Genomic DNA, 21,062 nt, shown 5'->3' on the forward strand with positions numbered 1-21,062 from the left:
AGGTGTCATGCCGCGCGAGTGAGGTCCCGGAGTCGGTCGAGCAGCTCCGTCGGGTCTGAGCTGGCCTTGCCCTGGGCGGACGCGGCGTTGCCGCCACCCTTGCCGGACAGGAGGCGTTTGATCAGGTCATTGGCGGCAAGGCCGCGTTGCACGCCGGCGGGGGTTACGGTGACGACGATGCTCGCCCCGGCGACGACGCCGACGACACCGGGGCGGTGACCCATGCGGTCACGGATCTTCTCAGCCAGGCGGCGGGCGTCGCCGCTGGTGGTGACGCCTGCGTAGGCGACGCCGTCGAGGTCGACGGCATCGTCGGCGTAGGTGGCGGCGTCCAGGTCGATGAGCCGGCCGCGTAGGTCGTTGGCTTCGCGTTCGGTCTGCTTGAGCCGCGCCAGCAGGGCGGTGATGCGGTCGGGGAGCTCTTCGGGGCGGGCTTTGAGCTGGGCGGCGAGTTGGGTGACGAGGTCACGTTCGCGGGCCAGGTAGCGGAACGCCTCGATGCCGGTGACCGCTTCGATGCGGCGCTGACCGGCGCCGACCGACGACTCACCGGTGACGGCGAGGGAGCCGATCTGCGCGGCACGGTCGACGTGGGTGCCGCCGCACAGCTCGCGCGACCACTCGCCGCCGATGTCGACGACCCGGACGATCTCGTCGTAGGTCTCGCCGAACAGGGCCAGGGCACCCTCGGCGCGGGCCTGCGCAAGTGGCAGGTACCGCACGTCGACGGGCAGGTCGCGGCGGATCGCCAGGTTCGCGACCTCCTCGACCTCGCTGCGGGTGGCGTCGGAGAGGCCGCCGCGCCAGGCGAAGTCCAGGCGCAGGTATCCGGGCCGGTTGTACGAGCCCGACTGCAACGCGTTCGGCCCGAGCACCTGGCGCAGCGCGGCGTGCACGACGTGGGTGCCGGAGTGCGCCTGCCGGGCGCCGATGCGCCACTGCGGGTCGACAGCGGCGTGGACCGCGTCGCCGACGGCGAGGCTGCCGTCGAGGATCCGTACGGTGTGCGCGATGAGGCCCTTGACCGGGCGCTGCACGTCGATGATCTCGGCGCGCAGGTTCGGGCCGGTGAGGGTGCCGGCGTCGGAGTCCTGGCCGCCGCTCTCGGCGTAGAACGGGCTGCGATCCAACGCGACGGTGACGATCTCGCCAGCCTGGGCGGCACCGACGGCAGCGCCCCCGGACCAGATCGCGACGATCCGGGAGTCGGTGTCGAGCGTCTCGTAGGCCAGCCAGTCCGTCGGCCCGTGCGCGTCGAGCACCGTCCGGTACGCCGACAGGTCGGCGTGGCCGGTCTTGCGGGCCTTCGCGTCGGCCTTGGCGCGGGCGCGCTGTTCGGTCATCAGCGCCCGGAAACCGTCGGAGTCCACGGTCAGGCCCTGCTCGTTGGCGATCTCCAGGGTGAGGTCGATCGGGAAGCCGTAGGTGTCGTGCAACTGGAACGCCTTGTCGCCGGGCAGTGAGGAGCGTCCGGCCTGCTTTGTCTCCGCGATCGCGGTGTCGAGGATGGTGGTGCCGGCGCGTAGCGTGCCGAGGAAGGTGTCCTCTTCGGCGTAGGCGGCCGAGGAGATCCGGTCGAAGTCGGCGGCCAGTTCCGGGTACGACGGGGCCATGCAGTCGCGGGCGACGGGCAGCAGTTCGGGTAGTGCCTTGTCCTGCCAGCCGAGCAGCCGCATGGCGCGGATGGCCCGGCGCATGATCCGGCGTAGTACGTATCCGCGGCCCTCGTTGGACGGGTTGACCCCGTCGCCGATGAGCATGAGCGAGGTGCGGACGTGGTCGGCGATGACCCGCAGGCGTACGTCGTCAGGGTGGGACTGGGCGGCCGCATGCCCGGAGTGCACACCGTACTGCTTGCCGGTCATCTCGGCGGCCCGGGCCAGGATCGGACGGACCTCGTCGATCTCGTAGAGGTTGTCCACACCTTGCAGGATCGAGGCGATCCGTTCCAGGCCCATGCCGGTGTCGATGTTCTTGTTCGGCAGTTCACCGACAATGCGGAAGTCTTCCTTCGACGCGACGTCGGCGATCTCGTACTGCATGAACACGAGATTCCAGAACTCCAGGTAACGGTCCTCGTCGACCTCGGGGCCGCCCTCGGCGCCGTAGGCGGGGCCGCGGTCGTAGTACAACTCGGAGCAGGGTCCGGCCGGGCCGGGAATGCCCATCGACCAGAAGTTGTCGGCCTTACCTCGGCGCACGATCCGCTCGACCGGCACGCCGATCTTGACCCACAGGTCGTACGCCTCGTCGTCGTCCAGGTAGACCGTCGCCCAGATCCGCTCCGGGTCCAGCCCGAAACCACCCTGCGCGACCGGCTTAGTCGACAGCTCCCAAGCCAGCGGAATCGCCCCGGCCTTGAAGTAGTCGCCGAACGAGAAGTTGCCGTTCATCTGGAAGAAGGTGCCGTGCCGTGACGTCTTGCCGACCTCGTCGATGTCCGGTGTCCGGATGCACTTCTGCACCGACGCGGCGGCCCGGTACGGGGCGGCCCGCTGGCCGAGGAAGTACGGCACGAACTGGACCATGCCGGCGTTGATGAACAGCAGGTTCGGGTCCGCGATCGCCGGCAGCGGCGCCGACGGCACCACCGCGTGCCCGTTGGCCTCGAAGTGCGCCAGGAAGCGCCGCTTGATCTCCGCCGTCCGCACCGAGGCCCCCTTGTTGTCGACTCTGTGCAATTGCATGCTGTTTGCCTACGGCGAGGGGGATTCGGGTACCCCTTGGCCCAGCAACCGCCCGGGCTGCTGCCCCCGGTAGGCGCCGCCGACTCGGCGTGCGTGCCGCCGACACCTACCGGAGGACGAACTCAGATCAGGTCTCGGGTGGTGTGGCGGTCGCGGCGACGAGCAGAGACAGCTCGCGGACGAGGTCGTCCATGGACTGGCCGCTCTGTGCCCGGAGCAGCCCGAGGCTCAGGTCAGCCAGGAGGTAGAAACCGAGGGTCTTGGCCTGCTCGGAGCCGAACGCCGCGAGTAGTTCCTCGGCACCGCCGAGGTCACCGCGATGCTTTGCCGCAATGACCCCGGCGGCCCGTTGGAGCAGCTCCGCCGCAGCCGGGGTGGTGCCGGTCACGCCGCTCAGATCTTCGGCGTGGTGGCGCGGGCGGCGTCGAAGCGGGCGATCACGTCCGACCAGTTGACCAGGTTCCACAGCCGGTCCACGTAGTCCGGGCGGACGTTCTTGTATTGCAGGTAGTAGGCGTGTTCCCAGGCGTCGAAGACCAGCAGTGGCGTGGAGCCCTGCCCCACGTTGCCGTGGTGGTCGTACACCTGCTCCACGATCAGTCGCTGCCCGAGGGGCTCCCAGGCCAGGACACCCCACCCGGAACCCTGCACGCCCTTCGTGGCAGCAGAGAGCTGCCCGGCGAACGCGTCGAACGAACCGAAGTGCTCGTCGATCGCCGCGGCCAGCTCCCCGTCCGGGCGGTCGCCGCCGTCCGGGGACAGGTTGCCCCAGAAGATCGAGTGCAGTACGTGACCCGACAGGTTGAACGCGAACGACTTCTCCAGGCCGACCAGGGTCGAGAAGTCGCCCTTGTCGCGGGCCTCGGCGAGCTGCTCCAGGCCGTCGTTGGCCCCCTTGACGTACGCGGCGTGATGCTTGTCGTGGTGCAACTCCAGGATCTGGCCAGACATCGCCGGCTCCAGCGCGCCGTAGTCGTAGGGCAGATCCGGCAGTTGGTAGACGGCCATCAGAACTCCTCATCGTTGCTGCCAACAATATGCTGTTGCCAGTATCTTGCAACATGCTGGGGCGCGCGCGCTGAGGAGTGGCGGTTGAGCACAACGGAAACGGATCGGGTGGACGCCGCGGTACAGCGTCTGCGCGACGCGGGCCTGCGTAGAACCCGGGCACGCCTGGGCGTCCTCCACGAGCTCGCCCAGGCGGTTGGTGGCCAAGGTCACCTCACCGTCACCCAACTGCACCATGCGCTACTCGCCCGTGGTCTGGCGGTGGAGCTGTCCACGGTGCACCGGTTGCTGCGACAACTGGTCGAGGTCGGCGTCGCGCACACCGTGCCGACCGGCAGGACTCTCACGTTCGGCCTCGCCGACATCGCACACCACCACGCCATCTGCGCCGGATGCGGCGACCTGCGACAACTGCCGGCCGAGGCCGTCGCGGCGAGCGTCGCCGCCGCACGGGCAGTCGGGATCGAGGCGGACCCCTCCGGTCACCCCACTGGGGTCGTCGTCTACGGGCAGTGTGCGGGGTGCCGGACAATGGCCCGCTGAGACCGGACCCACGACCAAGGGAGCTTTACGGCACCCCTACTGTTCGGACCGACTTCGCTCTGGACGGTACGCCGCCCTTAACGCCAACACTTTGCAGTTGCCTAAGATATGCGGCTGTGCGGAACTCGCCCGGGACGGCGCGTCCCATCACCCGATACGGCACCCCCGTCCTGCATCGCCGCTGTGCCGAGGTGACCGTCTTCGACGATGCCCTCGCCCAACTCGTCGAGGACATGTTCGCCAGCATGTATGCGGCCCACGGCGTAGGTCTGGCCGCCAACCAGATCGGCGTCGACGCACGGGTCTTCGTCGTCGACTGCGCCGACGCCAGTGGCGCCCACACCATCGCGCACGTGGTCAACCCCGTGCTGCACCTACCCGAAGAACGCGATCTGGTGGTCGAGTCGGAGGGCTGCCTGTCCGTACCAGGTCAGCACGCCGAACTGGCCCGGTGCGCTACCGCCGTCGTGACCGGCGTCGATGTTCATGGCGCGCCGATCCGGTTGGATGGCACCGGGACTCTGGCCCGTTGTTTCCAACACGAGGTCGATCACCTCGACGGCCTCGCCTACGTCGAGCGGCTACCCGGCAAACTCCGCAAACAGCTCCTCGCCGCCAGCGCCGAACACCCCGGCGTCGGCGTTGGCACCGCAGAGAACGTCTGAACCGTGCCGACCGTTCTCGGCATCGAGACCTCGTGTGACGAGACCGGGGTGGGTATCGTCGCCGACGGAGTGCTGCTCGGCGAAGCCCTCGCCACCAGCATGGACGAGCACGCCCGCTTCGGCGGCGTCGTACCCGAGATCGCCGCCCGCGCCCACCTGCACGCCATCACCCCCATGGTTCAGCACGCCCTCGACCGCGCCGGCATCGGCCTCGCCGACATCGACGCCGTCGCCGCGACAGCCGGCCCCGGCCTCGCCACCGCCGTACAGGTAGGTCTCGCCGCCGGCAAGGCATACGCCCTCACCCTCGGAAAGCCCCTCTACGGCGTGCACCACCTCGCCGGCCACGCCGCCGTCGACATCCTCGAACACGGACCGCTACCCGCCCGCTGCGTCGCGTTGATCATCTCCGGCGGCCACACTTCGCTGCTCCTGCTCGGCGACCTCGCCCGCGACCCCATCATCCACCTCGGCGACACCGCCGACGACGCCGCCGGAGAAGCCTTCGACAAGGTCGCCCGCCTACTCGGCCTGCCCTACCCCGGCGGCCCCGCCATCGACCGGATCGCCCGCGACGGCGACCCCGCCGCGATCACCTTCCCGCGCCCGATGACCGGCCCGAACGACCCGCCCTACCGATTCTCCTTCTCCGGCCTCAAGACCGCCGTGGCCCGCTGGATCGAAAAGTGCGGCGACCGGCCGGTACCGGTGGCCGATGTCGCCGCCTCATTCCAGGAAGCCGTGGCCGACACCGTCACCCGCAAGGCCCTGGCGGCCTGCCACGACCACCGAGTCGACACCCTGCTCCTCGTCGGTGGCGTCGCCGCCAACAGCCGGGTACGACAACTCGCCGAACAACGCTGCGCCGCCGCCGGAGTGCGACTCCGCGTACCGTCGCCCCGGCTCTGCACAGACAACGGCGCCATGATCGCCGCCGTCGGCGACCTGCTCGTCCGCGCGAACGTCACGCCCGACCGCCTCGATCTTGGGCCGGACCCGTCCGCCGTCCTGCGCGGCGCACTCCTGCACGGCCCGCGCTGACGCGGTCGTACAGCTGGGAACATGCCCTCGCCGTCACCAACCCGGTATGTCCAGGCGTACCGGCGGGGCGACTGGGGACCGAGCGCTATCGCTGGCCCGGGCCGCGGAGCTGGCCGGGCTACCGGACCGCTCGGCGCGTCGACTGACCCGGCTGCTCGCCGCTGAGATCTGTGCCGAGCGCGACGGCCCTGCCGGTATTGCCTCGTCGACTGAGTAGCATGGTTGCGGTGCTGGTTCACCTGGTCGGCGACGGCTGGGTGTCGTAAGAGGGAACCCGGTGCGAAACCGGGACTGCCCCGCAGCGGTGAGTGGGAACGACCGCCGTCATCACGCACTGGACCGCGAGGTCTGGGAAGCGACGGCCAGTAGGCGACATGGTGTCACGCCCGCGAGTCCGAAGACCTGCCCGTGCCGCGCGCGCCACCGGTGCGCGCTGCCGTCGACCTCGCGGGTGGGTCGGGCGGGTGACACGCTGTACGCGAGCCGTCGGCGTGTCCTCGACGTGTGCTTCCCGGCTGGTCGGCGGTCCGCTTCTGTGAGGACGGGACCGCACAGTGCCTGACAGCACCACTCTCGCCGGCCGGCCGCCGTCGGCGTCGCACCTGACTCTGTCGCAGATCATGGATCAGCATCACACCAATCTGATGGGCACAGTTCACGGTGGCCGGATCCTCAACCTGATCGATTCGGTCGCCGGGGTGGTCGCGGCACGCCATTCCGACGGTCCTGCCGTCACGGCCGCCATCGACGAGACAGCGTTCCTGCGTGCGGTCCGCGTCGGTGACGTGGTCCACGTCGATGCTCGGATCACCTGGGCCGGCCGCAGTTCGATGGAGGTGGCGGTGAAGGTCAGTGCCGACCGCTGGGACCGCGCGGTGCCGCCGGTCGATGTGGCGACCGCGCACCTGGTGATGGTGGCTGTGGACGACGACGGTCAGCCTCGGTCGGTGCCTCCGCTGTTACCCGAGACCGACGGCGACCGGCGCCGCTACCGGGAGGCGCAGATCCGGCGTGAACACCGCCTGACGCTGCGCCGCGCACTCCTCGACGGCGCTACGGACGGCTGAGCGGGGCTCGGACTGTTAGTCGCAGGAAAGGGCTGCTGGAGCGAGCGTGGCCGCATCGGGCCGGGAACGGGCTAGTGGCACGTGATGATCTTGGTGTCAATGGTGGGGCGGGTGGGCTCGGGGTGAATATCGGTCCCGGATGGTGGCCGGCGGACGGTAACGCCGCCGACGGTCAGGACGGCTGCGTGGACCGTCGGCGGAGCACGACGAAGCTGCCGACGGCGACAACCGCCACCAGGAGGATCCCTGCGCCGGCTAGGACGAGCGCGCCGGGACCGCCTCCGGAACCGCCGGATGCGGCGGCGGGGCTGGCCGAAACGGTGGGTTCCGCTGCCGCCGGGGTCGCCGTGGCGGGGGTCGGGCTGGCGGCCTCGGTGACCTCAGGGCTGGCGGTCGCGGTGGGGTCGGCGACGGTGAATCGGTACGAACCCTGCACCGGGTGCCCATCGGCGGACACCACCCGATAGGCCACGGTGTAGGTGCCGTTGGCCAGGGGCTCCTCGGGGGTCACGGTGCCTTTCGTGCCACTGACGGCAGGTTCGCTGGTCGCGACCTTTTGCTGCGTGGCGTCGGACAGGGCGATGGTGGTGAACGTCGGGTTCAGCTTCTGCATGAACTCCAACGTGATCTGCTTCGGTGGTGCGCTGAGCCGGGCGTCCTTGGCGGGGGTGGCGGCTTTCAGGGTGTTGTGCGCGGCGGCGGGCGAGGCCGGTACGAGCAGCAGCGCCATCGCGGTCAGCGCGGCGGCGAGCAGGCCGGCCACGGTCGGGCGGATAGGGGTGCGCACGTCTCTCCAATCGGGGTTGCGTCCCTGATGTCCTGCGGGCCGGCCGCGCCGGCTCATCGACCGGGCATCTGAGGTCGTGATCATGACGCGGGGCTCATGCTCATGCCCGGTGTGGCGGACATGCCCGGCATCGGCTGGCCGTGACCGGGGGCGTAGGTCTCCTGGGCGCCGGTGAACGGCTTCGCCACCGCCGTGAAGGTCTGGGTGCGGCCGTCGGCGAAGGTGAGCGTGAAGGCGACCTCGTCGCCGGCCTGCACCGGTTGGGCGAGGTCCATCATCATCAGATGGTCGCCGCCGGGCTCCAGGGCGTGGGTGCTCTTCGCCTTGATCACGATGCCGCCCGGCTTGGCCTGCATAACCATCTTCCCGTCCTGCATGGCCATCTCGTGCAGCTCCATCGGCGAGACCTCGGTCGAGGCGGCGGTGAGCGTCACGTCGGCGTCGCCGTCGTTGACCAGCGTGCCGAACACCGCGGTCATGCCCTTGTCGGCGGCCTTCACCCAAGGTCACGGACGCCGAGCACCCCCGCGGCGGTGCTCGCCGACGCCGCTGCCGAAGGACCGGGCGCGGCGGCCGTCGAGTCGTCCGCCCCGCAGCCTGCCGTGACGGTGGCGGCCAGGACGGCGGCGGTGAGCAGGACGGCCGGGCGCAGGAGCCGGCCGGTGGTGGTGCTGGGCATGACGATCCCCTTGCAAGTAGTTGTCATACGGTTTGTCGGGACCGGGCGGCAGGTAGTTCCCTCCCCGGCGGGTAACCCTCGTCACGGATCAGGCCGCGGCCTCCAGCCGCCGTCGGCCAGCGCCAGCCGAGCTAGGCGGGTCGCCGTAGCGACTCGGTCGTACCAGGTCCGGCAGGTCACCCTGCGGCGTTGCCCCGCCTGCGGCGCCTTCCGCCGCCCTCGATGTCCATGGCGGCGATCAGATCCTCTCGGGCCCTGGCCACCCGGGAACGGATCGTCCCGACCGGGCAGCCGCACACCTCAGCGGCCTCCGTGTAAGACAAGCCGAGCAGCTGGGTGGCGACGAAGGCTTCCCGCCGGTCGTCGGGCAGTGTCGCGATGAGGTGCTCCAGCGCGAGCTGCCGGTCGAAGCCGCTGCGCTCTGGGTCGACAGCGTCGTGGTAACCCGACATGGGAACTGTGCGGGGACGAGCCGCCGCGGTCCGTACCTGGTCCACCGCCACCCGGCGGGCGATGGCGAGCAGCCAGGTCCGCGCCGAGGAACGGCCGGCGAAGGAGGGCAGCGACCGCCAGGCCCGCAGGTAGGTCTCCTGCGCCAGGTCGTCCGCCTCTGCGGGGGAGGCCAGCGCGGCGAGGAATCGCCGGACATGGCGCTGGGTTGCCTGGACGAACGCACCGGCTGCGTCGCGATCACCTCGACCTGCTGCGAACGCCCACGCGGTGATCTGCGCGTCATCCGTCACCCTTCGCACCTTCCACTCACGTCAGAGCGTCTTCGGTTGCCGCCCACCTAGGCGAGCAGGGTGCGCCAGTAGAACCAGAACTGTTCGCCGATGAGGACGAGGATGACGATGTACCACCCGGTCACCCCGACGGTGTGCAGTCTGACCAGCACAGTGGCACCGGGCGGCGCTGGTAGGTGACGGTGGTGGAGGTTGTACAGGCTCACATACCAGAAGATGGCGATGGTGACGACCCAGACGATCATGCAGTACGGGCACAGGGCCCCGATGCGGTAGAGGCTCTGATAGATGAGCCAGTGCACGAAGACGACGCCGAACGTGGCACCGGCCTGCAAACCGAGCCACCACCACCGAGGTAGCCGGACGCCGGCGAGCAGCAGCACACCGACGGTGGTGACCACGCTGAAACCGACGACGCCGATCAGCGGGTTGGGAAAGCCGAAGGCGGCGGCCTGAGGGGTGGTCATGACCGATCCGCAGGACAGGATCGGGTTGATGCTGCACGACGGTCGATAGCCGGGGTCGACCAGCAGGTTGATCTTCTCGATGGTCAGGGTGAGGGCAGCCAGCAGGCCGATGCCGCCCCCGGCGGCCAGGATCCAGCGGGTGACGCGCACCGCGAACGGCGGGGCGGACGGCACGTCGGTGTCGGGCGGACCGGCAGCCGCCGTGGTGGCGGGGCTGATCATCCGGCCAGGGCCGCGTCGACAGCGGCCTTCAGCCTGTCGTACGTCGGCTGGCCGTCGAAGCGTTGACCGTTGACGAAGAACGTCGGGGTGCCCTGGACACCAGCGGCCGTGCCGTCCTCCTGGTCCTGCCGTAGCCGGGCGGCGATGGCCCCGTCGACGACGTCGGCGCGGTAACGGGCCACGTCGAGGCCGACCTGCTGGGCGTAGCCCTCGAAGATCGCCGACTGGTCCTGCTGCTGACCGCCCCAGGCGGACTGGTTCTCGAACAGTTTCACGTACATCTGCTCGAACTTGCCCTGTCGGCCGGCGGCCTCCGCGGCCCGGGCGGCGAGGTCGGCGTTGGCGTGCACCGATAGTGGGAAGTTCCGGACGACGTAGGTGATCCGGCCGGCGTACTCCGTGCGCAGTCGTTCGACCTCGGGGAAGGCCTGCCCGCAGGCCGGGCACTCGAAGTCGAGGAACTCCACCAGGGTGACCCGGTCGTCGGTGGCGCTGGTGAGTCGGTGGCTGTCGGCGCGCAACAGTCGCTCGGCGGCCACCGTCCCGGCGCGGTCCGATCCTCGTTGCACGACGACGAACAGCGCGGTGAGCCCGATGAGCACCACCGCCAACAAGCCCAGGGTCACCGTGGTGTTGGTGCTCATGCCCCGCTGCTGCATCGCCCGGGTGGCCTTGCTCGCGACTCGTTGCTTCCGACCGGTCCGGGACGCGGCTGTGCCGGCTCCGGCTCGCTGCTGCTGCGGACGCTTCCTGCCCATCGCCCCACCCCTGTCGCATTTCCGGCGCGGCCTGCGGATCTGACCGACACCCTCCTCAGAGGTGGTCGGTCCGCGACGCTCTGGGGTTCCCGGGCCGGCTCATCTCGTGACTGCGGTCGACAGGACCGGATGGGCCCCGGCCACGGTGTGGACCTCGAACGACAGCGTCCAGACCCGGCCGGGGTCGAGATAGACGCTGCCGAGGGCGGTCCGGTCGGTCAGGGGGACCACGTCGACTCTCGTGCGGTCGTCCGTGGTCGCGACCTGTGCGGTGGCGGCCCAACGGTTGACGACGTTGCCGGTGTCGGCGGCGCCGCTCCAACAGAGGTGCACGAGCGTCCCCCGGACACTGTGCACCAGCCAGGCCTGGAGCGTGTTACCCCCGTCGCTGATCGTCACCGACTGGCGTCGGGGGCAGAACTCCTGGTCGGGGGAGACCTGGCCGACCGCAACGGGGATGGTCGCTGCGCACAGCAGAGCTACGGTGAAGGTGGACACCCCGAGTGCCACCGGCGCGCGGCGTCGGGCTGCCACTGGCTCCTGCGCGGGGGCGGGACGCGGCCGGGGCGTCAAGGTGTGCCCGACGCAGGCGCCGTCCCACGCTTCGGCCGATCGTCGCACGGTCGGTCCCGGCGCAGGTGCCCCCTGACGAGGGCGCCCCCGGTGCCGCGCGGTCGCCATGGTGGCCCGTGTCCGGCGCTGACCTCCGGTGCACGGGATGGTCAGGCAGCGGATGGCGTAAACGTCACCCTCGACGGGCAGGTCCGCGTCGGCCCCGGTCGGCTCGGCGTCGGGCAGCGCCTGCCCCGGCCGTCTACCGTCGTGTGCCCGCACCAGGACGACCGCCATGACGATCATGACAAGGAAGGCCACGAAGCCGAGTCTCATCGGTTCCGCCGTCCTGCCGGGTGAACCGGCCGGTACGTGCTGTTCATGCTCTCCCACCGGACTCACCGGACCCGTCGCCATGGCGTGAGTGCTGCCAAGACGCCGGCCACGCTGCCGGAGCGATGACCTTCGCCCGGTCAGATAGTCGGACCGCCACCGGAGGAAGTTCCCTGCCCCGCCGAGTGCCATCTGGCTGCGGGGCCGGGCCGCCAACGGGACAGGCGCAGGCTGTTCAGCACCACCAGACGTCGCTGCCGGTCGCGACGGCGATGCCGAGGTCGGCCTCGGCCAGAGCCGCGGCGTCGTTGATGCCGTCGCCGACCATCGCCACGGTGTGCCCCTCGTCCCGCAGCCGGCACACTGTCGCGGCCTTCGCCTCCGGGGTCGACCTGGGCGGTGAGGGCCTCCGACGGCAACGCGCAGACGCCGAGCAGCACAACCCGGAAGCCCGCGACGTGGACCCGCCGTACCGCACGCCGCGGCCATAGGCCCGACAACCACGGGCCGCCGGAAACAGGGTGGGCGATCACCTGTTCTCGGCTGCCGCCATCGGTGGGCGACGCGCCGCGAGGATGGGTACGCACCCGGAACTCCCCGACGGGGGCGTGCCGGACAGGCCGCCGGTCAGGCGGCGATGCCGTCGAGAGCGCCCGCGCGAGCCATCGCAACGATGTCGCTGAGCTGGCCCCCGCTGAGCCGGATGGAGTTGCCGAAATCGTCGGTGATGACCACCCGCTGCTCCGCCGGGGCTTGCGGGTCGACGTACAGCTCTGGGCAGCCGCAGTTGCAGTTGCCGCACAGCGTGAGGACGTGTACCAGGCCGTCGGTTGCCATCTCCGCCTCCAAAGCACTTCGAGTCAGTCCAGGCTAGGACCCGTACACACCGCCGGCTGTGTGATGTTCTGGTGTTTGTCGATCCGCGCCCAACGTCGCGCCGGCGGGAACTTCCCCGCCTGCCGGTCCGACCAACGGCGACTGGCCCGAAGCCGTGCTCGCGGGCGTCGACCCGGCGTCGGTTGATGACGTGCGGCACCTCCGACTGCGACGACGCGGCACCGTTGATCACCGCCGCCGCCCAGCGGCACTGGTTGGTTGAGAAGTCCCAGCAGCAGGGCCGCTGCGGCGACCACCAGGGCCGCGATGCCGACAGCCGACGCCACCGCAGCGGAACCACCGCCCTCGTCGGGCCTCTCAGGGCCGCCGATGGGCATGCCGTGCTTGTTTACCCAGGCAGCCGCAGGCCGGCCTGGTACCTCCAGGTGACTTCCCGGCGACATTCTTGGTCGCGGCGAGAGTCGCGGGAACCGACGCGGCTCATCGACCGACTTTCAGGACGAGCGGATCGAAGCCATCCGATGCGCGCTCGGGTGGTGTGCCGCTCCTCGGCCGGTGGAGGGAGGTGACAGAGATGATGAGTCTGGAGCTTGTCGAGGACCTCTTCGAGGACTCGATCCAGGGTGAAATCCTGGCGTTCGCCTGCACGAAGGCACTCTCCTTCGAGGACGAGTGACGGGACTGTCCCGGTAACACCGAAGCGTGACGTTCCGGGGAGTCCTGTCGACGGGACTCTCCGGAACCTCGTCAACCTCAGGGAGTTCGAGTTGAGCATCGCACCGGCCGTCGTCGGCGGCCACAAGGGACACCGACGGGGCACCCACCGGCTGGTGCCTCCCGAGCAGACCTGGGAGAGAGTACGTCCGCTGCTGCCCGACTTCGGGATCACCCGGGTCGCCGACGTCACCGGCCTGGACACCCTCGGAATCCCTGTCTACCAGGCGATCCGGCCGACGTCGGCCACCCTCGCCGTGTCGCAGGGCAAGGGTGTGACGCGGACTCTCGCGAAGGTCTCCGCGGTGATGGAGATGATCGAGTTCGCCCTCGCCGAGCAGGTCGACCTGCCGGTGGACCGCGGGCCGACGGCGGATCTCACGGACCTGCCCTACGGCCTGCGAGAGCTGCAACTGGTTCCCGGTTCGCTGGTCAGCGACAGTGTCGTGCTGGACTGGGTGGCCGGGCGGCAGGTGAGCAGCCGCCGGGCGGTTCCGGTGCCCCTGGCCTACGTGCGGATGACCAACGAGTTCGTCCGTGAGTGGTCACCACCGCTGTTCGAGACGTCCACGAACGGGCTGGCCAGTGGCAACTCCCTCGACGAGGCGGTGTTGCACGGGCTCTACGAGCTCGTCGAGCGGGACTGCCTGACCGACGTGGAGTCCCAGCCGCGCGCCGAGCACGTGCGGATCGATGCGGACAGCGTCGCCGACGACGACTGCCGGTGGCTCATGGACCTGATGCGGGCCGCTGACAACTGGTTCGAAATCGTCGACGCGACCAACGACCTCGACCTGCCCTGTTACCTGGTGAACCTCTGGTCGCCGTCTTTTCCGATCCTCGTGTCCGGGTCCGGCTGCCACCTCGATCCGGCCGTCGCACTCAACCGGGCCCTCACCGAGGCGGCCCAGTCGCGCCTGGCCATCATCAGTGGCACCCGGGAGAGCATCCCCGAGCAGGTGTACCTGCTGCAGAACACGTCTCAGGAACGCCCCGAACCGTTGGCCGACGACGCCAAGGTCCGGCGGTTCGACCGCGACGACCGGTCCCACGACACGATCGCCGACGACTTGGCGGCGGTGAGCGCAATCCTGACCCACCGACGCGGTCGGGAGCCGTTCTACGTCGACCTCAGCCGTGGTCACTCGGGCTTCGCGGTGGCCAAGGCGATAGCGCCAGGTCTGCGGTTCGAAGCAGCACACGGCCTGGTGGAAAGGATCGCACCGCGATGAGCGTCCATGTTTTCGCCGGCCCGACGATCGACGCCGCGACGATCGGCGAAAGACTACCCGAGGCGGTCGTGCACCCGCCGGTACGACACGGAGACCTGCTCGCGTTGGGGCTCGTCCCAGGTGACACGGTGGCCATCATCGACGGGGTGTTCTTCCGGACCGGCGCGATCCGGCACAAGGAGATCCTGCACCTGCTCCAGTCCGGTGTCACGGTGTGGGGCGCGAGCAGCATGGGAGCCCTGCGCGCCGCCGAACTCGACCGGTACGGCATGCGGGGCGTCGGGGTCGTCCACCGCCTCTACCGCACCGGGGTGATCGACGGCGACGACGAGGTCGCCCTACTGCACGCCGAAGCCGACGACGGGTACCGCGTGATGAGCGAGGCCCTGGTGTCGGTGCGGGTCGCCACCCGCCGCGCCCGGGTCGCCGGAGTCGTCACGGCCGCCGACGAGAAGCACCTCTGCGCCGTCGCCAAAAGCCTGGCGTTCGGTGACCGCACCTACCGCCGGATCACCGCCGCGGCCGCCGCCGACGGTCTGCCCACCAGCACCGCCAAGGATTTCCGCGACTTCGTCGCCGGACGCGACACCGACGTCAAACGGCGGGACGCGCTCGCGCTGCTTGCCCGCCTCGCCGCATCGCCACGCGACTCCGGCCCGCCACTCCCGGACGGGCAGCCGATGCCCATGACCTCCTTTCTGCTTCGCTGGATGCGGTCGGCCCCGGTCGCGTCCGTCCTCGACACCGGCGTGTCCGACCTCGCGACCTTGACCGCGGTCCAGCTTTTCGCGGAGGACTACCCGGCCCTGCACCGGCGGCTGATCCTCGGCGAGTTGCTTCGCTGCACGGCTCCGCCGAATGGACCGAAACCAATCACGCCCGGCGAGGACGACCAGTCACGACTGACCGAGCGGGCACTCGACGCGGCGCGGCGACGCGGCTTGATCCCGCACCTCGTGACCGAGGTGCCCACGGCGTTTCGTCACTGGCTCGCACCGGAGGAACTCTCCCTGCCACCGGACGAGGCCCTGACTCGTGCGATGGTGCGATCGTTTCGGTGGTCGCCGAACGTGCGGGTGGTGGAGCCGATCGTCGAGGCGTTGGCCGGCACCGAGGCGTGGCACAGGGCCCGGGAACTGGTGGCCCGCGCGCACCAGTGCAACGCGCGGCTGGCGGAACTGCGCCCGACGTTCAATGCGCACTACATCGCGGACGCGAAGATCCGGGGCTGGGTCGCGCACCGGTGGGGCGTCACAGATCCGACGACGGCGATGCTCGACCGCGGCTTCGGGGGGCAGCCGGACCTGCGCGCCCGGGCCACGATGTTCCTGCCGCTGGACCGGATGGAACCGATCGCGCCCCTGGTCATCGGGGGTGTGAAAGCCCCGGCGGTGGCCGGGGGCCGGTCAGCGTGACCGGTAAGGCGGTGGCCCACCAACGGGTGACGGTGGTGATGGGCGGGCTGCTGGTGGCCATGTTCCTCGCCTCGGTGGATCAGACGATCGTCGCCGCAGCCCTGCCGACCGTCGTCGGAGACCTTGGCGCACCGGACCAGTACGCGTGGGTTCTCACGGCTTACCTGTTGGCCGAGACGGCGGCGACGCCGGTCTTCGGCAAAGCCGGGGACCTGTACGGTCGCAAGCGCGTCCTCCAGGTCTCCGTGCTGGTCTTCGCCGTCGGATCGGTGCTGTGCGCGTTGGCCGGGGCCATGTGGCAGCTCGCCGCGTTTCGGGCCGTGCAGGGCATCGGCGCGGGTGGAATCATCGCCGCGACCCTCGGCGTCGTCGCTGACCTGATCCCGCCCCGGGAGCGAGGTCGCTACCAGGGCGCCTACGTCAGCGTGTTCGCCCTGGCCGCGATACTCGGACCACCCCTGGGAGGGGTTCTGGTCGACGGCCCGGGGTGGCGGTGGGCCTTCTGGGGCAGCGCCGTCCTCGCCGTCGCGGTGCTCGTGGTGATCAGCATGGTGCTCACCCTGCCGGCGGTGACCCGTACCGTGGCGGTGGACTGGTGGGGTGCGGCGCTGCTGGTCGCTGCGGTCAGCGCGGTGGTGCTGGCGGTGTCCCTCGGCGGCCGTCACCTGGCGTGGACCTCGCCGCCGATGCTGGCCCTGCTGGCCGCCGCGACATGCCTCGTCGTTCTCTTCGTCAGACGGGAACGGGCGTTCGTGGAGCCGATGCTTCCGCCGGGGATGTTCACCGAGCCGGTCTTCACCGTCAGCGTACTGCTGGCCTTCCTCACTGGCGGGATCATGCTCGGCGCGCTTGCGTTCCTGCCGCAGTTCCTGCAACTGGCGCAGGGATTCAGCGCCACCGTCGCCGGGCTCGCCCTGGTGCCGGTCCTCGCGGCGGCGCTGGTCGCGTCGACCATCGTCGGCCGGTGGGTCAGCCGGATCGGCAGGTACCGACCGTTCCCCATCCTCGGCATGGGGGCGTTGTGCTTGGGCCTGGCCCTGCTCACCCAGCTCCAGGTGGACACCCCGTACCCGTTGCTGGTGGTGCCGTTGCTGCTTCTCGGGGTCGGGGTCGGCATGTCCACGCCGGTGCTGTTCGTCGCCGTGCAGAACGCCGCCGACCCGAGACACGTCGGGGTGGCGTCCGCCGCGGTGACCTTCTTCCGGTCCCTCGGCGGCGCGATCGGCGCCGCGGTCTTCGGCGCCGTACTCATCGCCCGGTTGGACGTAAACCTCGTGGCGGCGCTGCCGGACCTCACCGGCGGGGTCAACGCGATCATCGACGCGCCGCGACAGGTGGCGATGCTCGCGCCCGAAACCCGCGACGCCGTCCGAGAGGCGTACGCCGCGAGCTTTCGTCAGACGATCCTCGCCGCCGTCGGGCTGTCGGTGGGCGCGTGGCTGCTGAGCTGGCGATTACCCGACAGGGAACTGGGCGACGGCACCCCGACGTCGGCGGTCGATGAACAACGCGAAGAAGTCGGGAACCACAGCCCGAAGGAATCCGACTATTGAGCCGAGTCCGTCAACAGGTCCCATCAGCTCGGAATTTCTCTCAGGGAGTCAACAGCGTGACATTCTCTCGATGGTCGAGGTCTATCGCGGCCGCTGCGGCCGTCGTCCTGCTCGCCGCCTGCGGAACCGACAGTGGGTCCGAGACGGACGGCAACAGCGCTACCGCCTCTGGCGCTGCCTTTCCCATCACCATCAGCAACTGCGGCACCGACGTGACGTTCGAAGCGCCACCGAAACGGGTGGTGGCGATGGACCAGATATCCACGGAATCGCTGCTGCACCTCGGTCTGCGGGAGGCGTTGGCCGGCACCGCGTTTCGCAACGACGAGATCTTCCCGACGGTCGCCGGTGAGTACCAGCAGGTCAAGGTGCTGGCAGAAATGTACCCCTCCAAGGAGGTGCTGCTCAGCGCCGAGCCCGACATGATCGTCGGCAACATCGACTTCTTCACCTACAGTGGCTTCCCGCCCGGCACCAACTTCACCCGCCAGGAACTCACCGACAGCGGAATCAAGTCGTACACGTTGCAGTGCCAGGGTGAGAAGCCCGACCCGGAGCGGATGTTCACCCGGTTCGTCGAGCTCGCCTCGATCTTCGGCGTCACCGCCGAGGCGGAGAAGATCGTCGCCGAGGTCAAGGGGTCGTTGGAGAAGACGCAGGCCGTCCTCGGCAGCAGCCAGGCGGTGCCCACTTTCGTGTACCGCTCGGGCACCGGTCCGTTGTCGACCTTCGGAGGTGGCGGCGGCTCCGACTACGGGCTGGGCCGCGCCGGCGGCAAGAACATCTTCGGCGACCGGGCCGCGCTGCCGCCGCCGGAGGTGAGTGTCGAGTCCGTCGTCGACCTGAATCCGCAGGCCATCCTGATCTCCGACGAGGACGAGCAGTCGCCACAGGACAAGGAGAAGTTCCTGCGTTCCGTGCTGGCCGAGACCGGCGCGGTGCGTAACGGCAGGTTCTGCACCATCGACTTCTACGCGTTCGGGACACCACTTCGGCTGGCACGTGACGCCAACGTCGTCGGCAAGTGCCTGCACCCCGACCTGACGTTTCCCACCCTTCCCTGACCCGAATGGTCACCGACACGAGACCTGCCGCCCCGGTTGCGTTGCATCGGGGCGGCAGGTTCGCGGCCCGACCTCGACTGCCGTTTCCTCTGGTCATCACCGTGCTGACAGCGGCGCTGGTGATGACGTTGACCACGGCCGTCACGATCGGGCCGGTCGCGATCCCGTTCCTGCAGGTGTGGCAGATCGTCGCCGAACAGATCCACCCCGGCTGGGGAGGGCCGGTCACCTGGACTCCGGCTCGTGAGCAGATCGTGTTCGACCTCCGGCTGCCCCGGGTGATCCTCGGGGCGACGGTCGGCGCCGGGCTCGCCGTGGTCGGCGTGACACTGCAGGCATTGGTACGCAACCCGCTGGCCGACCCGTACGTCTTCGGTATCACCTCCGGGGCGTCTACCGGCGCCACCGCCATGCTCGCCCTGGGCATCGGAGCCTTCGGCAGCACCTCGCTGTCCGTGACCGCGTTTCTCGGCGCGGTCGTCGCCTTCGCCCTGGTCCTGATGCTCGCTGGCGGGACGGGCGGGATCTCGCCGAGTCGGCTCATCCTCGCCGGCCTGATCGTCGGCTACACCATGTCTGCGGTGACCAGCCTGATGGTGTTCCTGGCCAGCACCGCCGGCCAGTCGAGCATCGCCGAAACGATCCTGTTCTGGTTGCTCGGTGGGCTCGGCGGAGCCCGGTGGTCACACGTGCTGCTGCCGGCGGTGGCAGCAGCCGCCGGCACCATCGCGATGGCCACCCAGGCCCGATCGCTCAACGCGCTGCTCGTCGGCGAGGAGACCGCCGCCACGCTCGGCGTCCAGGTAGCCCGGTTCCGGCTGGTCATGTTCAGCGTCGCCGCCCTGGTCACCGGGGTCATGGTCGCGGTCAGCGGCGGCATCGGCTTCGTCGGTCTGATGGTGCCGCACGCGGTCAGGATGCTGGTCGGCTCCGACCACCGCCGGGTCCTACCCGTGTCGGTCCTGCTCGGCGCGATCTTCCTGGTCTGGGCCGACGTCCTCGCCCGAACCGTGGTGGCACCCCAGGAACTACCGATCGGCATCATCACCGCGCTGGTCGGGGCACCCTTCTTCATCACCCTGATGCGGTCACGCCGCCGGCTGTCGATGGTGGGTCAACGATGATGCTCCGGACCACGTCGCTGTCGATGACCATCGACCAGCAGCCGATCGTCCACGACGTCGACGTCTGGGTCGACAAGTCGGAGATCGTCGGTCTCGTCGGCCCCAACGGCAGCGGCAAATCCACGCTGCTACGGGGGATCTACCGCGTTCTGCGCCCCGAGGATGGGCAGGTCGCGCTCGACGGGGTGGACGTGTGGCGGATGTCCGCCCGGGCTGCGGCCCGCCGAATGGCTGTCCTGGTGCAGGAAAGCCCTACCGACTTCGACTTCGAGGTCGAGGAGATCGTGCGGATGGGCCGGGCGCCACACCTGGGCCTGCTCCGCTCTGCCGGGCGCGACGACAAACGAATCATTGACGAGGCCCTGCGACGGGTCGACGCGACAGACCTTCAGAACCGCAGGTTCCGGACCCTCTCCGGTGGCGAGAAACAGCGAGTCCTTCTCGCCCGGGCGTTGACGCAGCAGCCGGACCTGCTGGTGCTCGACGAACCGACCAACCACCTCGACATTCGGCATCAACTCGAGACCCTGGAGCTGATGCGCCGGCTGGGCGTAGCGACGCTCACCGCGCTGCACGACCTCAACCTCGCCGCCGCCTACTGTGACCGGCTCTACGTCCTCGCCGACGGCCGAGTGGTCGCCACCGGCCCACCGGCAGAGGTGCTGACTCCCGAACTGGTGGGCACCGTGTTCGGTGTCGGTGCCGTCTCGACGGTCAACCCGGTGACCGGCCGGGTCCACCTGTCGTTCCACCCCCTACCCCCGGAGCCCGACCAATGACCGCCGACACCTCCACCAATGAGACCTCCACCGAAGAGGACCACGGCCTGGCCAACCGTCGCGCCTGGAACCGGATGGCCGACCAGTACCAGCAGATGATGGCCCACCTGACTGCTCCCAGTGGGCTGACCTGGGGTTGGTGGCAGCACCCGGAGAGCCAGCTTGGTGTCCTCGGCGATCCAGCAGGCCGCGACGTGCTCGACCTCGGCTGCGGCAGTGCCGGCTGGTCCCGCACGCTGAGCCGCGCCGGCGCCAGGGTCGTCGGCATCGACGCCGCCATTCGACAGCTCAACCACGCCGTCACCGCCGCAGCGACAACCGGAACCCCTCTCGGGCTGGTCAACGCCGACGCCGAACGACTGCCGTTCGGGGACGCCACCTTCGACATCGCCGTGTCCAACTGGGGCGCCCTGAGCTTCGCGGACCCGACCCGGGCGGTACCCGAGGCAGCCCGCGTCCTGCGGCCCGGCGGCCTCCTGGTGGTCTGCACCTCAAGCCCGATCTTCTGGCTCGCCAGCGACGGGCACAACGAGCAGCCCGACGAGCGGCTCCGTCGTAGCTACTTCGACCTGTCCCGCAGCCCGGGCAACACCGGCACGGTGCGCTTCCAACTCACCTACGGCGGATGGATCGACGTGTTCCGGCGCTGCTGCCTGCAGGTGGAGGCGCTCATCGAGCCGCAGCCCGACCCACAGATCGAGCTACCGGATCATCTCGACGCCGACAGGTGGCGCCGCTGGCTGGCCCAGTGGCCGTTCGACACGATCTGGAAGGTCCGCAAGCAGTAGATCG

General features: G+C 69.8%; 21 protein-coding genes, 2 pseudogenes and 1 riboswitch. Of the genes and pseudogenes, 11 read left to right on the plus strand and 12 right to left on the minus strand.

Annotated features, from left to right (window positions below; genetic code table 11):
• Positions 1–5: 5 nt before the first annotated feature.
• The 3 genes from alaS to KIF24_RS31265 form a co-directional block, all read right to left on the minus strand.
• Positions 6–2,651 carry an alanine--tRNA ligase gene (gene alaS, locus KIF24_RS31255; protein WP_221087645.1) on the minus strand — a complete coding sequence of 882 codons (2,646 nt, stop codon included), beginning with the start codon at positions 2,649–2,651 and terminating at the stop codon, positions 6–8.
• 163 nt (positions 2,652–2,814) lie between these two features.
• Positions 2,815–3,075 carry a superoxide dismutase gene (locus tag KIF24_RS31260; protein ID WP_221087088.1) on the minus strand — a complete coding sequence of 87 codons (261 nt, stop codon included), beginning with the start codon at positions 3,073–3,075 and terminating at the stop codon, positions 2,815–2,817.
• A 5-nt stretch (positions 3,076–3,080) separates the two neighbouring features.
• Complete coding sequence (locus KIF24_RS31265; protein WP_221087089.1) at positions 3,081–3,695, minus strand: superoxide dismutase; 615 nt, start codon at positions 3,693–3,695, stop codon at positions 3,081–3,083.
• Between the two features lie 84 nt (positions 3,696–3,779).
• On the opposite strand from KIF24_RS31265, the gene KIF24_RS31270 reads away from it, so the two are divergent.
• The 4 genes from KIF24_RS31270 to KIF24_RS31285 all read left to right on the plus strand — a co-directional run bounded on the left by KIF24_RS31270 (position 3,780) and on the right by KIF24_RS31285 (position 7,011).
• Positions 3,780–4,238: a Fur family transcriptional regulator gene (locus KIF24_RS31270; RefSeq protein ID WP_221087090.1), complete on the plus strand. Its 459-nt coding sequence runs from the start codon at positions 3,780–3,782 to the stop codon at positions 4,236–4,238.
• A gap of 116 nt (positions 4,239–4,354) precedes the next feature.
• Positions 4,355–4,903, plus strand: a complete 549-nt coding sequence (def, locus tag KIF24_RS31275; RefSeq protein ID WP_221087091.1) for a peptide deformylase — start codon at positions 4,355–4,357, stop codon at positions 4,901–4,903.
• A 3-nt stretch (positions 4,904–4,906) separates the two neighbouring features.
• Positions 4,907–5,944, plus strand: coding sequence for a tRNA (adenosine(37)-N6)-threonylcarbamoyltransferase complex transferase subunit TsaD (gene tsaD, locus KIF24_RS31280; protein ID WP_221087092.1), 1,038 nt, complete (start codon positions 4,907–4,909; stop codon positions 5,942–5,944).
• A 214-nt stretch (positions 5,945–6,158) separates the two neighbouring features.
• A riboswitch (cobalamin riboswitch) is annotated at positions 6,159–6,368 on the plus strand.
• 130 nt (positions 6,369–6,498) lie between these two features.
• A complete protein-coding gene (locus KIF24_RS31285) occupies positions 6,499–7,011 on the plus strand; it encodes an acyl-CoA thioesterase (protein WP_221087093.1) in 513 nt (170 codons plus the stop codon).
• A 172-nt stretch (positions 7,012–7,183) separates the two neighbouring features.
• On the opposite strand, the gene KIF24_RS31290 is transcribed toward KIF24_RS31285, so the two are convergent.
• The 8 genes and pseudogenes from KIF24_RS31290 to KIF24_RS31325 form a co-directional block, all read right to left on the minus strand.
• Entirely contained in the window at positions 7,184–7,798 is a 615-nt protein-coding gene (locus KIF24_RS31290) for a copper resistance CopC family protein (RefSeq protein ID WP_221087094.1), read from the minus strand.
• Between the two features lie 80 nt (positions 7,799–7,878).
• Positions 7,879–8,477: pseudogene (locus KIF24_RS31295) on the minus strand (copper chaperone PCu(A)C).
• A 176-nt stretch (positions 8,478–8,653) separates the two neighbouring features.
• Positions 8,654–9,220, minus strand: coding sequence for a sigma-70 family RNA polymerase sigma factor (locus KIF24_RS31300; protein ID WP_221087095.1), 567 nt, complete (start codon positions 9,218–9,220; stop codon positions 8,654–8,656).
• A 47-nt stretch (positions 9,221–9,267) separates the two neighbouring features.
• Positions 9,268–9,909 carry a vitamin K epoxide reductase family protein gene (locus tag KIF24_RS31305; RefSeq protein WP_221087096.1) on the minus strand — a complete coding sequence of 214 codons (642 nt, stop codon included), beginning with the start codon at positions 9,907–9,909 and terminating at the stop codon, positions 9,268–9,270.
• A complete protein-coding gene (locus tag KIF24_RS31310) occupies positions 9,906–10,553 on the minus strand; it encodes a DsbA family protein (protein WP_221087097.1) in 648 nt (215 codons plus the stop codon). The genes KIF24_RS31305 and KIF24_RS31310 overlap by 4 nt, the downstream gene beginning before the upstream one ends.
• Before the next feature lie 213 nt (positions 10,554–10,766).
• Complete coding sequence (locus tag KIF24_RS31315) at positions 10,767–11,555, minus strand: hypothetical protein (protein ID WP_221087098.1); 789 nt, start codon at positions 11,553–11,555, stop codon at positions 10,767–10,769.
• A gap of 244 nt (positions 11,556–11,799) precedes the next feature.
• A pseudogene (locus KIF24_RS35270) lies at positions 11,800–11,937 on the minus strand (HAD family hydrolase); the annotation flags it as partial.
• 242 nt (positions 11,938–12,179) lie between these two features.
• Positions 12,180–12,389, minus strand: coding sequence for a hypothetical protein (locus KIF24_RS31325; protein ID WP_221087099.1), 210 nt, complete (start codon positions 12,387–12,389; stop codon positions 12,180–12,182).
• A 767-nt stretch (positions 12,390–13,156) separates the two neighbouring features.
• Here KIF24_RS31325 and KIF24_RS31330 point away from each other — a divergent pair.
• Genes KIF24_RS31330 through KIF24_RS31340 form a run of 3 tightly spaced genes read left to right on the plus strand, consistent with a single transcriptional unit; the run spans position 13,157 to position 17,303 of the window.
• Complete coding sequence (locus tag KIF24_RS31330) at positions 13,157–14,335, plus strand: YcaO-like family protein (protein ID WP_221087100.1); 1,179 nt, start codon at positions 13,157–13,159, stop codon at positions 14,333–14,335.
• The gene (locus KIF24_RS31335; protein ID WP_221087101.1) at positions 14,332–15,750 is read left to right on the plus strand and encodes a TfuA-like protein; all 1,419 of its coding nucleotides are present in this window, start codon (positions 14,332–14,334) and stop codon (positions 15,748–15,750) included. The genes KIF24_RS31330 and KIF24_RS31335 overlap by 4 nt, the downstream gene beginning before the upstream one ends.
• Positions 15,747–17,303, plus strand: a complete 1,557-nt coding sequence (locus KIF24_RS31340) for an MDR family MFS transporter (protein ID WP_221087102.1) — start codon at positions 15,747–15,749, stop codon at positions 17,301–17,303. The genes KIF24_RS31335 and KIF24_RS31340 overlap by 4 nt, the downstream gene beginning before the upstream one ends.
• 40 nt (positions 17,304–17,343) lie before the next feature.
• On the opposite strand, the gene KIF24_RS31345 is transcribed toward KIF24_RS31340, so the two are convergent.
• Entirely contained in the window at positions 17,344–17,568 is a 225-nt protein-coding gene (locus tag KIF24_RS31345) for a hypothetical protein (protein ID WP_221087103.1), read from the minus strand.
• Here KIF24_RS31345 and KIF24_RS31350 point away from each other — a divergent pair.
• From KIF24_RS31350 to KIF24_RS31365, 4 genes are all read left to right on the plus strand, one after another.
• Positions 17,552–18,367: an ABC transporter substrate-binding protein gene (locus tag KIF24_RS31350; RefSeq protein ID WP_221087104.1), complete on the plus strand. Its 816-nt coding sequence runs from the start codon at positions 17,552–17,554 to the stop codon at positions 18,365–18,367. The two genes, KIF24_RS31345 and KIF24_RS31350, sit on opposite strands and share 17 nt — an antisense overlap.
• Positions 18,368–18,468: 101 nt before the next feature.
• The gene (locus tag KIF24_RS31355) at positions 18,469–19,491 is read left to right on the plus strand and encodes a FecCD family ABC transporter permease (protein ID WP_331461341.1); all 1,023 of its coding nucleotides are present in this window, start codon (positions 18,469–18,471) and stop codon (positions 19,489–19,491) included.
• Positions 19,488–20,270 carry an ABC transporter ATP-binding protein gene (locus tag KIF24_RS31360; protein WP_221087106.1) on the plus strand — a complete coding sequence of 261 codons (783 nt, stop codon included), beginning with the start codon at positions 19,488–19,490 and terminating at the stop codon, positions 20,268–20,270. Before KIF24_RS31355 ends, KIF24_RS31360 begins: the two co-directional genes overlap by 4 nt.
• Complete coding sequence (locus KIF24_RS31365; protein WP_221087107.1) at positions 20,267–21,058, plus strand: class I SAM-dependent methyltransferase; 792 nt, start codon at positions 20,267–20,269, stop codon at positions 21,056–21,058. Before KIF24_RS31360 ends, KIF24_RS31365 begins: the two co-directional genes overlap by 4 nt.
• The last annotated feature ends 4 nt before the right edge of the window (positions 21,059–21,062 follow it).

This window comes from Micromonospora tarapacensis (assembly GCF_019697375.1).
In the GTDB taxonomy this organism is placed as follows: domain Bacteria; phylum Actinomycetota; class Actinomycetes; order Mycobacteriales; family Micromonosporaceae; genus Micromonospora; species Micromonospora tarapacensis.

Excerpts from the sequence above, each read along its gene's own strand:
- KIF24_RS31305 (WP_221087096.1), bottom strand. The coding sequence starts at position 9,909 with ATGATCAGCCCCGCCACCACGGCGGCTGCCGGTCCGCCCGACACCGAC.
- KIF24_RS31350 (WP_221087104.1), top strand. The coding sequence starts at position 17,552 with ATGGACCAGATATCCACGGAATCGCTGCTGCACCTCGGTCTGCGGGAG.
- KIF24_RS31335 (WP_221087101.1), top strand. The coding sequence starts at position 14,332 with ATGAGCGTCCATGTTTTCGCCGGCCCGACGATCGACGCCGCGACGATC.
- KIF24_RS31325 (WP_221087099.1), bottom strand. The coding sequence starts at position 12,389 with ATGGCAACCGACGGCCTGGTACACGTCCTCACGCTGTGCGGCAACTGC.
- KIF24_RS31360 (WP_221087106.1), top strand. The coding sequence starts at position 19,488 with ATGATGCTCCGGACCACGTCGCTGTCGATGACCATCGACCAGCAGCCG.
- KIF24_RS31310 (WP_221087097.1), bottom strand. The coding sequence starts at position 10,553 with ATGAGCACCAACACCACGGTGACCCTGGGCTTGTTGGCGGTGGTGCTC.
- KIF24_RS31265 (WP_221087089.1), bottom strand. The coding sequence starts at position 3,695 with ATGGCCGTCTACCAACTGCCGGATCTGCCCTACGACTACGGCGCGCTG.
- KIF24_RS31315 (WP_221087098.1), bottom strand. The coding sequence starts at position 11,555 with ATGAGACTCGGCTTCGTGGCCTTCCTTGTCATGATCGTCATGGCGGTC.
- KIF24_RS31365 (WP_221087107.1), top strand. The coding sequence starts at position 20,267 with ATGACCGCCGACACCTCCACCAATGAGACCTCCACCGAAGAGGACCAC.